Genomic DNA, 13,312 nt, shown 5'->3' on the forward strand with positions numbered 1-13,312 from the left:
CGATGCCTTCCTCCCCTGCCCCCGACGCCGACAACGCCACCGCCGGCGACGACGCCGTCCAGCTCTGCCACGACCTCCTGCGGATCGACACCACCAACTTCGGGGACGGCACCGGCCCGGGAGAACGGGCCGCCGCCGAGTACGTGAGCGCCGCCCTCGACGCGGCCGGCGTCGCCCCGACGCTCGTGGAAGCGGCCCCGCGCCGCTCCACGGTGCTGGCCCGGATCGCCGGCCGGGACCCCGCGCTGCCACCGCTGCTGATCCACGGCCACCTCGACGCGGTCCCCTTCGACGCCACCGGCTGGACGCGTCACCCCCTGTCGGGAGAACTGGCCGACGGCTGCCTCTGGGGACGCGGCGCCGTCGACATGAAGGGCACCGTCGCGATGGTCGTCGCCCTGGCGCGGCACTGGGCGCGCAGCGGAACCCGGCCCCGGCGCGACATCGTGCTGGCCTTCCTCGCGGATGAGGAGTCCACCGGCGAATTCGGGTCCAGGTTCGTCGTGGCCCGGCATCGGGACTGGCTGGAGGGATGCGCCGAGGCGATCAGCGAGTCGGGCGGCTTCTCGATCACCGCGCGACGGGAGAGCGGCCCGGACACGGGGAGGGAGGTGCGGGTGTACCCGGTGGCGGTGGGCGAGCGCGGCACGGCCTGGATGCGGCTCACCGCCCGGGGCACCGCCGGACACGGGTCCAAGCAGAACCCCGACAACGCGGTGGCGACGCTGGTCCACGGCCTGTCGCGGCTGGCCTCCCACCCCTGGCCGACCTCGCTGACCCCACCGGTCGCGTCCCTGATCGCCTCGCTCGAGGAGGAGCTGGGCCTGACCATCGACCGCACACGGCTCGAGCAGGAGGCCGCCCGGCTCGGACAGCTCGGCGAACTGTTCGACTGCACCGTACGCGACTCCGCCAACCCCACCGTTCTCGCCGCGGGCAACAAGGTCAACGTCGTCCCGGGCCAAGCACACGCCGAGGTCGACGGCAGATTCCTGCCCGGACACCGGGAGCAGTTCCTGGCAACCGTGGACCGGTTGCTGGGCCCCGGGATCACGAGGGAGTTCATCAACTGCGAGGACGCCGTGGCGGCGGACCACCGGGGCCCTGCGTTCGCCGCCATGGCCGACGCCCTGCGCGCCGAGGACCCCGACGCCCGTCCGGTGCCGTTCGTCATGTCCGGCGGCACCGACGCGAAGTCCTTCGCCCGGCTCGGCATCCGGTCGTACGGCTTCGCCCCGCTGCTCCTGGATCCTTCCCTGCACTACTACGGGATGTTCCACGGCGTGGACGAGCGGGTGCCGGCCGCCGGCCTGAGCTTCGGCGTCAGGGTGCTCGACCGTTTCCTCCGGACCTACTGAGGCGGAAACGACCCCGTACCTTCCGGGCAGCGCCCCGCTGTCACGGCCGATCGTCGAGGTACCCGCACACCCAGGCCAGCGCCGAGTACGCACCGAGCGTGAGCTCCGGCTCGCCGCTGCCACGCAGTCGCACCGTCGCGGCCTGGCACTCCGCGAGCAACTGGGCCCTGCAGGGACCGACCGGCCCTGTCGCCCTGTCGCCCGTGACGGGCCCCACGGCCCGGGAGCCCACCGCCCACCGATAGGCCTGCAGCAGGCCCTGCTCGAAGTCCGTCCAGGGCCTGCGGCACATGCTGAGCTCTTCCAGCGCGGCGAAGACCTCGTCGGCCGTGCGCACCCCCACCGCTGTTCTCTCGCTCCTCATGCCGGCAACGCTACGGCCCGGACGCGGGCGATGTCCGGTTTCGATCCGCCGGCCGGAGGAACCCCGCCCGCGGCAACCGGTGCACCGGCCCGTCAGTGCCCGGCCGCTTCCCGGGCGCGGAGGGCCAGCCACAGGTCCACTCGGTCCTCGGCGCGGTCCATGTGGCGGCCGGTGAGGCGACCGATCTTGGCGATCCGGTTCTGCACCGTGTGCCGGTGCAGGCCGAGCATCGCCGAGGTGTCGGCCCAACTGCCGTTGGTCTCGAGCCAGACCCTCAGGGTCTCCATCAGCTCGTGGTCGGGATCGGCGCTGTCGACGACCGCGAGCGCCGTGTCGGCGAACGCGGCGAGCAGTTCCGGGCTTCCGAGGCTCAGGAGCAGCCGGACCGAGCCGGCCTCCGTGGCGGTGACCGGCCGGCCTGCCTCGGCGCTCGCGGCGAGCAGCGCGCGGGCCTGGCGCAGGGAGAGCGCGGCGTGCTGGGGAGCCACCGCCGGTCCGATTCCGGCGGGCCTGCCCGGGACGAAGCGGCCGAGCAGGGCGAGCGCGTCGGTGCCGTCCGGCACGACGGCTTCCACTGTCGTGCCGACAGCGCGGGCGAGTCCTCCCGGGACCGCGAGGGCCAGGTCGGCGGCGACCTCCGCGGCCTCACTGGGTCGGCCCGGTCCGGGCTGCTGCTCCGAACGGGTGGTGGGTGCGGTACCGGGGCCGGGGCCGATCTGGACCGCGACGGCGCGCAGGGGGCCGACCGAGAGGTTCACCGACGACAGCAGTGCCGTGGCTCGCGCGGCGGTGAGGTCCGCGGCGAACAGTCGGGTGAGCACGGTGGTGAGGTGGCGGCGGCGCGGTTCCTCGGCGAGGTGGCGGCGTTCGAGTTCGAGGGAGAGCAGCGACACCAGGACGTTGCTCAGCATCCGGGTTTCGGCACTGGATTCGCCGATCAGGATGACGAAGCCGCGCAGCCGGGCCGCGCCGAGGGGCTGTGCGTGGGCGGGTCCGGCGGGCAGGTCACCGCCTCCGCTTCCACGGAGACCCCGCAGCGCGATGGCGTCGAGGATCGGGGCCGCGTCGGCCAGGATCTCGGCGGCGTCGGCGCCCGAAGCGCCCAGCGGTCTGGCCAGCACGTCGCAGACGACGACCGCGACACCGGTGGCGCGGTACCAGGCGGTGAGCAGCTCGGAGAGTCCGTCGGGAGAGGCCGCGGCAGCGGTGAGCCGCCGCTGGGCGCGGAGGGTGCGTTCGAGCAGCCGGCGTTCCTCTGCGGACCTGGCGTCGAACACGGCCTTGGTGACGGCGGCCAGCGAGGTGTTCTCGGGGACGGTGATCAGGGGGAGGCCGTGCTGCTCGGCGGACTGCGCGAGGGCCGGTGGCAGCTGTGGGTAGGGAAGGGAGCTGCCGACCGACACCACGAGTGCGGCGGCCCCGGCCCGGTCGAGGGCTTCGACGAAGGCGACCAGGGCTGCGGGGCTGCTCCCCAGGAGCAGCCCAGTGGTCATGACCACTTCCCCGGGTTCCAGCCATGCCGAGGGGTCCGTGGCCTCGGAGGCGTGCGCGGCGCCGACCGTTCGGCCGAGGCCGGCGGCGCCTGCGGCAAGTCCGAGCCGCAGAGCGGGAATGGCCAGGAGGTCCCGGACAGTCAGGGGCATCAGCCGGTCGTCCGTTCGACGGTGGAGGTCATCCCGGATTTGATAGCACAGGAACACCGCCGTGCGCAGCGGCCTTCACTGTTGACCCTCCATTTCGAACCATCGGCGACAACTGGTTAGGACGACCTGCCGCTGCCTGTGCCCTCTCTCCGGACGATGAGCATGCGGCTCCCGAACGGGCCCGCCGGAAGTGCGCGGGGGATGCCGTGCGCCATGAGGGCCGCACCGGTGAACGCGGCCGGCCGGGCCTGTGCCGGCAGCGCGTCGTCGGTGATCCGGTAGCGGGCCCGCGGGTCGAGCCCTCGCAGCCGCAGTGGCGGTGCGGTGCGGGCGCCGCCGGGATCGACGCGCCATTCGAGGACCACGGATCCGCTGCGGTCCGGATCCACGTACTGCACCGCGTAGTACCCCTGGTCGCCGGGTTCTCCGAGCCTGTGCAGATCGCCGTGCTGCACGGTGCGACGTACGGTCTTGTAGGCGGCGATGTGTTCGGCCGTCTCGGTGAGTTCGGCGTCGGTCCACTTGGTCAGGTCGCCGCCCAGGCCGAGGACCCCGGCCATCGCCGTGTGCAGGCGGAAGCGCAGCGGCACCCGGCGGCCGGTGATCGCATTGGGGCTGTCCGTGACCCAGGAAGACATCACCTGCGCCGGGTAGAACTGGGTGAAGCCGTGTTGCACCGTCAGCCGGTCGATGGGGTCGGTGTTGTCGGAGGGCCAGACCTGGTCGGTGCGGGCGAGGACTGCGAGGTCGGTCCGGCCACCGCCGCCGGCGCAGGACTCGATGCGCAGGTCGGGGCGGGCGGCTCGGAGACGGTCCAGGAGCCTGTGGACGGCCAGGGCGTGGTCGAGGTGGACGCGGTGGCCCGCGGAGCGTGGGCCGGCCTCGGTGAAGGAGCGGTTGAAGTCCCATTTGAGGAAGTCGGCGTCCGCGGCTTCGACCAGCGCGAGCAACCAGGAGAAGGCCCACTCGGTGACCTCTTCGCGGCTGAAGTCGAGGACGAGTTGGTTGCGCAGGGTGCTGGCGGTGCGATCCGGGAGGTGGAGCAGCCATTCGGGGTGGCGCCGGAGGACTTCGCTGCCCGGGTTGATCATCTCGGGTTCGACCCAGATCCCGAATTGCATGTCGAGGGCATGGACGTGGTCGGCGAGTGGCCGCAGCCCTTCGGGGAACCGGACGGGGTGTGGTGTCCAGTCGCCGAGGCCGGCCCGGTCGTCGTCGCGGAGTCCGAACCATCCGTCGTCGACGACGAAGAGCTCTGCGCCCAGGCTGGCGGCGATGTCCGCGAGTCGGCGCTGGTTGGCGGGCGTCACGTCGAAGCCCGTGGCCTCCCAGGAGTTGTAGAGGACGGGCCGGATTTCTTCGGGATGGGGCAGCACATGGGAGCGGACGTAGGTGTGCGAGTCCCGGCTGGCCTGCCCGAACCCCTCGTGCGTGTAGTGGCCGGTCGTGGTGGGGGTGGTCCAGGAGTCGCCGGGGGCGAGGGTGACCTCGACGCCTTCGTGGCCGGCGCCGGTGAGGACACTGCAGTGGCCTTGCGCGGTCCGCAGCACGGTGGTGCGCCAACTGCCGGAGGCGGCCAGGGCGATGACCCACACCTCACCGTGGGTCTCGCCGGCCGTGCCGTCGTCGATCGCGGCCCAGGGGTTGGCCTGGTGACTGGTGTGGCCCCGCCGGCTGGTGAGCGTGGTCTCGCCGACCGCGAGCGTGGTGCGCTGGAGCTGGAACTCGCTCGCCCAGCCGCCGTGAACGCTGGAGAGGCGGTGTGCGTCACGGATCGGCAGGTTCCACTGCGCGCTGGCGTGACGTGCCAGCACGAAGGGTTCTCCGGTCGTTCCGGAGTGCCGGTAGACGGTGTGCCGCTCGATGACCGGGCTGCCGGTGCGGACCCGGTAGTGCAGTTCCCAGGCGAGCGGGCGGTCCCTGTCGCGGAGCTGCACAATGAAGGACACGCCTTCGGCGTCCTCGTGGCCGACGGAGCCCTCGACGACGGGTTCCAGGGAGTCGCTGCCGTCGGCGTAGCGGACGTCGAGAGCCGGCAGCGCGAATCGGACCTGGCCGTTGACGGCGAGTTCTTCGGTACCGTCGAGCGGGCTGTGGAAGCTGTTGGCGGGCTCGTGGGGCAGACGGAGCGCGCGGGCGTCCTCGATGGTGATGGAGGCACCCCAGTGCAGCAGCCGAACGGTGCCGGCGGCCCGGTCGACGCGCAGCGCGTAGCTCGTGTCGCCGGCCTGCATCAGCACGGTCCCGTCGGTGTCGTCCATGGCGAGCAGTGCTGTCACCGGCCGTCTCCCTTCGCGGAGTGCTCCCGGATGACGGCGACAGCGCCCGGATCGAGCGTGAGGTACCCGTCGAGCACGGGGGTGTCGAGCAGGGCGGTCCCGTCGACGGGCACGGTGACGGCCCGCCTGGTGTGGTTGATCAGGAAGAGCAGGCTGCGGCCCTCGCCCGTGCGGCGCACGGCTTCGACGCCCGGGGGGACTTCTGCGGTGGGACGGATTCCCGCCGTGTGGCAGACCGCGTCGAGGAACTCGACGAGGGTCGGCTCGGGCAGCCTGGCTCCGGCGTACCAGACCGTGCCGCCGGTGTCGTTCCGTACGGTGATGGCCGGCCCTCCGCGGGCGGGACCACCGTACGGGGTGTCGGCGAACCGCATCCACGGGCTACTGGTGTCGCAGCGCACTCGCTCGGCCCAAAGGCGTGCGTGTGTGCCGGAGTCCAACTGCGCGCCGGCGCGCTCGGGCAGGGGAAGGTACTCGTCGACGGTCAACCCGAGGAGTTCCGCCAAGGCGGCGGGGTGCGGTCCGTCCCACAGGCGGTCGTGTTCGTCGACGACTCCGCTGAACGGGCCCACGGCGAGGTGTCCGCCCCGGTGGACGTGGGCGGTGAGACGGTCGACGGTGGCCGCGGTGGCCAGGTAGAGGTTGGGGGCGAAGACGGCGCGGTACCGGCCGAGGTCGGCGTCGGGGGAGATCAGATCGCAGGTGATGCCGAGGTTCCACAGGGTCCCGTACCAGTCGTGGATGAGGTCCAGGTAGCGCAGGTGCTCGGAGGGCCGCGCCTCGAGTTCGAGCGCCCACCAGGTGGGCCAGTCGAAGAGGAGGCCGACCTCGGTACTGACCTGTGTGCCGGAGACTTCGCGCAGCCGGGCGAGGTCGGTGCCGAGAGAGGTGACCTCGTGCCAGATCCGGCTGCCGGTGCCGCCGTGCGGAAGCATCGCCGAGTGCCACTTCTCCGCCCCGGCCCGGGACTGGCGCCATTGGAAGAACATGATGCCGTCGGCGCCCCGCGCCAGGTGGGCGAGGCTGTTGCGGCGCATCTGTCCCGGCGCCTTCGCCAGGTTGACGGGCTGCCAGTTGACCGCGGAGGTGGAGTGCTCCATGAGCAGCCACGGCTGTCCTTCGGCCATTCCGCGGGCGAGGTCGGCGTTGAGGGACAGGTCGATGTGACTGTGCGGGTCGGCCGCGGTGAGGTAGTGGTCGACCGCGATGAAGTCGCACCGGCGGGAGAAGGCGTGCCCGTCGATCTTCCTTTCCAACGTGCCCATGAGGTTGGTGGTGACGGGGATGCCCGGTGCGTGCCGGTGCAGCAGCGTGCTCTCCGCCTCGTGCCGGATCAGGAGGGCGTCGGAGCAGAACCGGCGGTAGTCAAGGTCCTGGCCGGGGTTGCGGAAGGCCGTGGTCGCGCGGGGCGGTTGGATCTCCTCCCAGCCCCCGTAGCGTTGGCTCCAGAAGTCGGTGCCCCAGGCCGCGTTGAGGTTGTCCAGGGTGGTGTGGCGTTCCTGGAGCCAGCGGCGGAAGTGCGCGGCGCTGATGTCGCAGTAGCACAGGGCGTTGTGGTTGCCCCACTCGTTGTGGACGTGCCAGGCGACCAGCGCGGGATGGGTCGCGTACCGGGTGGCGAGCCGGGTGACGACGGCGTCGGCAGCGCGGGCGTAGGCGGGGCTGCTGGGGCAGAAGGCCTGCCGGCTGCCGTGGGCGAGGCGGGTTCCGTCGGCGGTGACGGGCAGTGCGTCGGGGTTGTGGTGGGTGAACCACGGGGGCGGGGCGGCTGTGGGGGTGGCGAGGTCCACTGCGATGCCGTGCTCGTGGAGCAGGTCCATCACCGTGTCGAGGATGGAGAAGTCCCAGGTATCGGGGCCGGGTTGGATCCGCGACCAGGAGAAGACGCCGAGGGTGACGAGGTTGACTCCGGCCTCCCGCATGAGCCGCATGTCCTCGTGCCAGACGTGTTCGGGCCACTGCTCCGGGTTGTAGTCACCGCCGTAGGCGATTCCGCCCAGTCGCTCGGTGAGCGCCGCCAGAGGATTTCCCATTCGGTTCACGACTTCACCGCCCCGGCGGTCAGGCCAGCGCGCCAGTAACGCTGCAGCAGCAGGAAGGTCACAATGATCGGGAGTACCGAGACGAGGGCTCCGACGAGGGTGAGGGTCTGCAGTTCGGGCAGTCGACTTGTCTGCGACTGCCACGTGAACAGGCCGAGTGTGACCGGGTAGAGGTGCTCGTCCTGCAGCATCACCAGGGGCAGCAGGAAGTTGTTCCAGATCACCACGAACTGGAAGAGGAAGACCGTGACGAGGGCCGGCGCCATCATCCGCACCGCGATGGAGCGGAAGATCCGCAGTTCGCCTGCGCCGTCCATACGGGCCGCTTCGACGACCTCGTCGGGGACGGAGGCCTCGGCGAAGATCCGTGCGAGGTACACCCCGAACGGGCTGACGACATTGGGCAGGAACATCGACCAGAACGTGTTGGTGGTGTTGATCTTCGCAAAGAGCAGGAACAGGGGCAGGGCGAGCGCGGTGGCGGGAACGAGCACTCCGCCGAGGACGACGGAGAACACGGTTTCGCGGCCGGGGAACCGGTACTTCGCGAGCCCGTAGCCGGCCATGGCGGCGAGCAGCGTTGCGGTGCAGGCTCCGGCGCCGGCGTAGGCGAGGCTGTTGAGGAGCCAGCGCCCGTAGACGCCGTCCTGTGCAGTGAACAGTGCGGAGAGGTTGTCCCCCAGGTGCCAGGCGGCGGGCAGCAGGCCGGGAGTGGTGACCAGGTCGTGCTGGCTCTTGGTCGCGGAGACCAACAGCCAGTAGACGGGGACGAGCATGTAGAGGGCGAGCAAGGTGAGGACGAGAACGACGCCGGTCGTGGACAGGGACGTCGATGCACGTTGCGGGCGTGGTACGGGGTGGGCGCCCTCCACGCGGGTGAGTGGTGTCACGGTCGGCCCTGTCGACGGGTGGTCAGGCGGAGGAAGGCGAAGGACAGTACGAAGGTCGCCGATGCCAGCAGGACGGACATCGCTGCCGCCTCCCCGTAGCGGTCGCCCGCAGTGAGCGAGTAGGCCGCGAGGTTGGGCGTGAACGTGCTGCTGACGCTGGTGGAGATCTGCCGGAAGACCTGGGGCTCGGTGAAGAGCTGGAAGGTGCCGATCAGCGAGAAGACGGTGGTCAGCACGAGAGCGGGGAGGATCATCGGCAGTTTGATCCGCAGGGCGATGGCCCATTGGCCGGCTCCGTCGACCTTGGCCGCCTCGCAGACGTCCCTCGGGACGGCTTGGAGCGCGGAGTAGAGAACCAGCATGTTGTAGCCGGTGTAGGTCCAGGTGACGACGTTGCCGATCGACCAGAGAACGCCGGCCGGAGTGAGGAAGGCGGCGTCGATCCCGATCGAGTGCAGCAGGTGCACGATCGGGGACAGCCGCGGGTCGTACAGGAAGGCCCACATGAGCGCCGCGACCACCCCCGGGATCCCGTAGGGCACGAAGTAGACCAACCGGAAGAAGCTCCGCAGGCGTGCGGCGGCCGAGTCCAGGAGCAGGGCGAGTCCTGTCGCGAGGGCGAGCATGACGGGGATCTGGACGACGGCGAAGGCCGCGACCCGCAGCATGCTGTCGGCGAAGTACGGGGCCGACAGTACGCGGGCGTACTGGTCGAGGCCCGCGAAGACGGACTCGGTCCGGCCGAACGTACCGCCCGATCGTCGGGTCGCGTGCAGGCTCTGCCAGAACGCGAAGCCCACCGGCACCAGCGTGAACAGCGTGAACGGGACGAGGAACGGGAGCAGGAAGCCGGCCGGTGCGGCGTGTGCGCGAAGGCGCGGCCGTCGGGCGGCCGCGGGTGGGGCGAGCGTGGCGGTCACGGTGGCCCTTCGGGGTGGGGGCCCCGCCGCTTGTCGACGGCGGCGGGGCTGCGGGCGGGAAGGGGTCAGCCGACGACGTCGAGGGACTGCTCGTGCAGCGACTGGACGCTCTGGCTCTGGGCCTGCTCGAGGACGTCGGAGAGGTTCCCGGTGCCGCCTGCCACCTTGGCCGCTCCGTCGCTCAGGAACCGGTAGGTGTCGGTCATGGTCGGCCCCCAGGTGAAGCCTGTATCGACGCCCTTCGACGCCTGGGCGAAGACATCGAAGATCTTCTGGCCGCCGTAGAAGCTCACCGGCTGCTGGAGGGCGGGCAGTTGCAGACCCGAACTGGCCGCCGGGTAGAGGCCGCCCTCGCGGTTGAGTATCTCGAGCGCCTTCGGGTCGGTGTTCAGCCACAGCGCGAACTTGGCAGCCTCGGCCGGGTGCTTGCTGCCCTTGAGGACCGCGGTGGTGGATCCGCCCCAGTTGCCCGCAGCTTGGGCGCCCTTCGTCCACTGGGGCATCGGGGCGACCGCCCACTTGCCCGCCGTGGAGGGTGCGTTGTCCCGGATGGTGCTGTAGCCCCAGGCCGCGCTGATCCAGGTGACGACCTCGCCACTGTCCCAGGCCTTGTACAGCGCGGGCGAAAAGCCCTGCAGGTCGGTGGCGACGAGCTTGTCGTCGATGAGGTGCTGCCAGTAGTCGGCGACCTGGCGGCTCTCCGGCCGGTCGATGGTGACCTTCCACTGGTCACCGTTGCGTTGGAACATGCCTGCCTTGTTCTGCCACAGCAGGCCCGTGAACCAGTTCGGGTCGGTCTGGGAGAAGTGGGTGATGGACTGCCCCTTGCCCGCTGCCTTGATCGTGCGCGCTGCGGCCTCGTACTCCGCCCACGTCGTGGGGGCACTCAACCCGAGCTGGTCGAAGACGTCCTTTCGGTAGAACAGCGCCATCGGGCCGGTGTCCTGGGGAACGGCCCACACGCCGTCCGCACCCGCCCCGCCGAAGTCGACCTGCGACCAGGTCCAGTCGATGAACGTGCCCTTGGCCTCGGCGACCCCGGGACAGCCGGAGATGTCGCGCAGCCCGTTCTTGATCCGGAAGCTCGCCAGCGAGTCGTACTCGATCTGGCTCAGGTCGGGAGCCTTGTCGGCCTTGAGCGCGTTGCTCAGGTTCTGGTACGTGCCGGCGTTGCCCGACGGCGTCGTCTTGACGTTGACCTGGATGTCAGGGTTCTGGCTGTTCCAGAGAGCGACGGCCTTGTCCATCCCCGGCACCCAGGACCAGTACTCCAGGGTGACCTTTCCAGACGAGGGCCGGCAGGCCGCTCCGGCGTCGCTGCTGTCGGATCCCCCTCCCCCGCCGCATCCGGTGAGCAGTGCGAGAAGCAGCGCCGTACTCACCGCGCTGACGCGTCCGGGGAGGGGTCGACCGGTAGACACCATCAGGTGCTCCTTGGGTTCGAGGGTGGGGAACCACAAGGCGGCAACCTATCCAGGCCGATGCAGCACACGTCAAGCACTTCGACGGAAAAAGTTACCGGCTGCAAAGCCCAGTTCTACCGAGAAGGACAGCCAAAACAGGCTTTGAAGTGGACTTATGACCGACCGCCAGGCGGAGGAGTTCATGCGCGTAATCGATTACGCAACGGGTCCACGACCGCCCCCGGACCGTACGGAAGGGGACGCTCAGACCGACTCCCGCTCCACGAATTCCGCGCCGACCCTCAGGGTCTTCGGAACCGACCGGCCGTCCATCCGCTCCCGCAACAGCCTCGCCGCGGCGGCTCCCACCGCACCGGCCGGATAGCGGATCGTGGTCAGACGTGGCCGGACGAGCGAGGCGAAGTCGGCGTCGTCGTAGCCGATCAGAGAGACGTCCCCGGGGATCCGGAGCCCCAGCTCCTCCGCCCGGCCCATGGCCCCGACAGCGATCACGTCGTTCGCGCAGAAGACCGCGTCCGGCGGGTGCCTCAGGCCCATGAGCTGCCCGAAGCCCGCCGCGCCGGCCTCCCGGGTGTGCTCTCCGCGCACGACCATGCCGTGCGGCAACACCGTGCCGAACTGGCCGGTCAGAGCCCGCAGGAGCTCCAGGCGCGGGTCGCCACCTGTCGCGTCTCGCGGTCCGGCGATCATGGCGATGCGCCGACGGCCGGACGCCGTGACCGCCGTGAGCGCGGCGCGCATGGCGGCGCGGGCCTCGGGCTCGACGCGGTCCACCCCGTCGAGCCGGATGTCGGCGCTCACCACCACCGGCACCCCGGCATCCTCGAGCGGCTTGAGGTCCTTGGCCACCAGCCGGAACGGTGTGATGACCACCCCCGCGAACTGCTGCTGCACGGCCTCGCGGACGAAGGCCAGCTCCTCCCTGCGGTCCGCCCGCGTGTTGCAGACAACCACGTGCAGGCCCAGGTCCCTGACGTGCTCCTGCAGGGCAGAGGCCAATTGCGCGAAGAACGGGTTTGCCAGATCCGGCACCACCAGCCCCACCAGGGCGGAACGCCCCGTCCTCAGGCTTCGCGCAGCGCTGTTCAGGGTGAATCCGAGCTGCCGGATCGCAGCCTCCACCGCCACCCGCGTCTCAGGTCTGACCGGTCGCTTGCCCGAGAGCACGTACGACACGGTCGCCACCGATACCCCGGCGGCCTTGGCGACGTCGGCCATGGTGACCCGATCCACTCGAGCCCCCTTCCTGACTGCGGTCCACGGATTCCCGCGGGCAGGCTACCCGCCCCCCGCACGGGGCCACTGGCAGTGCGACAAGCGGTGGGGGTCACTGCATACCGCGCCCGCGAGTACAGCCCACGCGTCTCGCTCGACAACTCCCTCGCAGTGAGGGGCTGGTGAACCCGATTCACGAAACCGCCCCTGTGACGAATCTTTCAGAACGCGGAGGACGCCGCTAAAAAGTTACCGCCGCGTCAATGTGGCGCGCGTAGACCGTGGGAGGTCCCGTGAAATCGCGCTCCGTCCTGCCCCTGTTCGGCACCGGACTGCTGCTCGCCGGCAGTCTGCTCCTCACCGCGACCCCCGCCTCCGCCGCCGGCGGGAACTACGTCGCACTCGGCGACTCGTACTCCTCGGGCGAGGGAACCGGTGACTACATCGGCTCCGCCGGATCCTGCAACCGCAGCAACCACGCCTACCCCGCGCTGTGGGCCGCCGCCCACGCGCCCACCTCGTTCGCGTTCGTCGCCTGCTCCGGCGCCACCACCACGGACGTCATCAACAACCAGCTCTCCTCCCTGAACAGCTCCACCACGCTCGTCAGCATCAGCATCGGCGGGAACGACGCCGGTTTCGCCGGCGCCATGCAGACCTGTGTGCTCAGCGGAACCGACGCGTGCCTGACCGCCGTCAACAACGCCAAGGCGTTCGCCAACTCCAAGCTCCCGGGCCTGCTCGACCAGGTCTACGCGGGCATCCGCAACCGGGCCCCGTCCGCCAGAGTGGTCGTCCTCGGATACCCCCACCTGTACAAGATCGGCGGTAGCTGCTCCTTCGGCATCAGCGACACCAGCCGCAACGCCATCAACGGTGCCGCCGACACGATCGACTCCGTCGTCTCGGGCCGCGCCTCCGCCGCCGGGTTCAGCTTCGGCGACGTCCGTCAGGTCTTCACCAACCACGAGATCTGCTCGTCCGACTGGTGGCTCAACAGCACCCGGATCCCGGTCCACGAGAGCTACCACCCGAACGTCGCAGGACACGCCAACGGCTACCTGCCGGTCTTCTCCGCCCGAACCTGACACCCGGCGGCTGCCACCGAACGCCGACGAGCCGCTCCACCCAGCCGCGGGGGCGGGCGGAGCGGCTCGTCGGTCCCTGCCCCGACGGC

At 70.6% G+C, this 13,312-nt stretch carries 10 protein-coding genes; 2 read left to right on the plus strand and 8 right to left on the minus strand.

Features of this window, described 5'->3' with window-relative positions; genetic code table 11:
• Positions 1 to 2: 2 nt before the first annotated feature.
• Positions 3 to 1,358, plus strand: coding sequence for a M20/M25/M40 family metallo-hydrolase (locus ABEB06_RS00685; RefSeq protein WP_345694767.1), 1,356 nt, complete (start codon positions 3 to 5; stop codon positions 1,356 to 1,358).
• A 40-nt stretch (positions 1,359 to 1,398) separates the two neighbouring features.
• On the opposite strand, the gene ABEB06_RS00690 is transcribed toward ABEB06_RS00685, so the two are convergent.
• The 8 genes from ABEB06_RS00690 to ABEB06_RS00725 all read right to left on the minus strand — a co-directional run bounded on the left by ABEB06_RS00690 (position 1,399) and on the right by ABEB06_RS00725 (position 12,138).
• Positions 1,399 to 1,722, minus strand: a complete 324-nt coding sequence (locus ABEB06_RS00690; RefSeq protein WP_345694768.1) for a hypothetical protein — start codon at positions 1,720 to 1,722, stop codon at positions 1,399 to 1,401.
• A gap of 92 nt (positions 1,723 to 1,814) precedes the next feature.
• Complete coding sequence (locus tag ABEB06_RS00695; protein ID WP_345694769.1) at positions 1,815 to 3,365, minus strand: PucR family transcriptional regulator ligand-binding domain-containing protein; 1,551 nt, start codon at positions 3,363 to 3,365, stop codon at positions 1,815 to 1,817.
• A gap of 116 nt (positions 3,366 to 3,481) precedes the next feature.
• Positions 3,482 to 5,644 carry an alpha-galactosidase gene (locus tag ABEB06_RS00700; RefSeq protein ID WP_345694770.1) on the minus strand — a complete coding sequence of 721 codons (2,163 nt, stop codon included), beginning with the start codon at positions 5,642 to 5,644 and terminating at the stop codon, positions 3,482 to 3,484.
• On the minus strand, positions 5,641 to 7,677 hold the full coding sequence (locus tag ABEB06_RS00705; RefSeq protein ID WP_345694771.1) for a beta-galactosidase: 2,037 nt from the start codon (positions 7,675 to 7,677) through the stop codon (positions 5,641 to 5,643). The genes ABEB06_RS00700 and ABEB06_RS00705 overlap by 4 nt, the downstream gene beginning before the upstream one ends.
• A 5-nt stretch (positions 7,678 to 7,682) precedes the next feature.
• A complete protein-coding gene (locus ABEB06_RS00710) occupies positions 7,683 to 8,576 on the minus strand; it encodes a carbohydrate ABC transporter permease (protein WP_345694772.1) in 894 nt (297 codons plus the stop codon).
• Positions 8,573 to 9,496 carry a carbohydrate ABC transporter permease gene (locus tag ABEB06_RS00715; protein WP_345694773.1) on the minus strand — a complete coding sequence of 308 codons (924 nt, stop codon included), beginning with the start codon at positions 9,494 to 9,496 and terminating at the stop codon, positions 8,573 to 8,575. Before ABEB06_RS00715 ends, ABEB06_RS00710 begins: the two co-directional genes overlap by 4 nt.
• 65 nt (positions 9,497 to 9,561) lie before the next feature.
• The gene (locus tag ABEB06_RS00720) at positions 9,562 to 10,920 is read right to left on the minus strand and encodes an ABC transporter substrate-binding protein (RefSeq protein ID WP_345694774.1); all 1,359 of its coding nucleotides are present in this window, start codon (positions 10,918 to 10,920) and stop codon (positions 9,562 to 9,564) included.
• 243 nt (positions 10,921 to 11,163) lie between these two features.
• A complete protein-coding gene (locus ABEB06_RS00725; RefSeq protein ID WP_345694775.1) occupies positions 11,164 to 12,138 on the minus strand; it encodes a LacI family DNA-binding transcriptional regulator in 975 nt (324 codons plus the stop codon).
• A 290-nt stretch (positions 12,139 to 12,428) separates the two neighbouring features.
• Between ABEB06_RS00725 and ABEB06_RS00730 the strand changes: the two genes are divergently transcribed.
• Positions 12,429 to 13,223, plus strand: coding sequence for an SGNH/GDSL hydrolase family protein (locus ABEB06_RS00730; RefSeq protein WP_345694776.1), 795 nt, complete (start codon positions 12,429 to 12,431; stop codon positions 13,221 to 13,223).
• Positions 13,224 to 13,312 lie beyond the last annotated feature (89 nt).

The sequence above is a fragment of the Kitasatospora terrestris genome, from assembly GCF_039542905.1.
Classification (GTDB): Bacteria; Actinomycetota; Actinomycetes; order Streptomycetales; family Streptomycetaceae; genus Kitasatospora; species Kitasatospora terrestris.

Coding starts and splice junctions, on each gene's coding strand:
- ABEB06_RS00685 (WP_345694767.1), top strand. CDS start 3: ATGCCTTCCTCCCCTGCCCCCGACGCCGACAACGCCACCGCCGGCGAC.
- ABEB06_RS00690 (WP_345694768.1), bottom strand. CDS start 1,722: ATGAGGAGCGAGAGAACAGCGGTGGGGGTGCGCACGGCCGACGAGGTC.
- ABEB06_RS00695 (WP_345694769.1), bottom strand. CDS start 3,365: ATGCCCCTGACTGTCCGGGACCTCCTGGCCATTCCCGCTCTGCGGCTC.
- ABEB06_RS00705 (WP_345694771.1), bottom strand. CDS start 7,677: ATGGGAAATCCTCTGGCGGCGCTCACCGAGCGACTGGGCGGAATCGCC.
- ABEB06_RS00720 (WP_345694774.1), bottom strand. CDS start 10,920: ATGGTGTCTACCGGTCGACCCCTCCCCGGACGCGTCAGCGCGGTGAGT.
- ABEB06_RS00725 (WP_345694775.1), bottom strand. CDS start 12,138: ATGGCCGACGTCGCCAAGGCCGCCGGGGTATCGGTGGCGACCGTGTCG.